Source organism: Novosphingobium sp. B-7 (assembly GCF_000410615.1).
Classification (GTDB): domain Bacteria; phylum Pseudomonadota; class Alphaproteobacteria; order Sphingomonadales; family Sphingomonadaceae; genus Novosphingobium; species Novosphingobium capsulatum.
Genome location: NZ_KE148389.1, coordinates 3,572 through 3,995, shown reverse-complemented (window position 1 = coordinate 3,995; position 424 = coordinate 3,572). Strand labels below are relative to the sequence as shown.

At 71.7% G+C, this 424-nt stretch carries 1 protein-coding gene; it reads left to right on the top strand.

Annotation, left to right across the window (positions count from 1 at the left end):
• On the top strand, window positions 1-424 hold a 424-nt coding region (locus H926_RS34890; RefSeq protein ID WP_256380252.1), incomplete at both ends, for an amidase family protein.

Here is a 424-nt window from a genome sequence, read left to right as displayed (position 1 = left end):
GCCGGGCGCGTGCGCGCGCTCGATCTGGCGCAGGCGGCGCTTTCGCGCCTGGCGGCCGATCGCCATGTTGCCGTTACCCGCCTGTTGCCCGCCCGCGCGCTGGACGAAGCCGCGCGGATCGACGCACACGTGGCGCAAGGGATCGATCCTGGCCCGCTTGCCGGGGTGCCCTATGGCGTCAAGGATCTGTTCGACGTGGCGGGGGAGGTAACCACGGCCGGTTCGGCGGTGCGCGCCAATGCCGCGCCGGCCGCCAGCGATGCCGTGGCGATCACGCGCTTGCGCGATGCCGGGGCCGTGCTGGTGGCGACGCTGAACATGGACGAGTTCGCCTATGGCTTTGCCACGATCAACGCTCACCATGGCACCACGCGCAACCCGCACGATCCCACGCGCCTGGCGGGGGGATCATCCGGCGGATCGG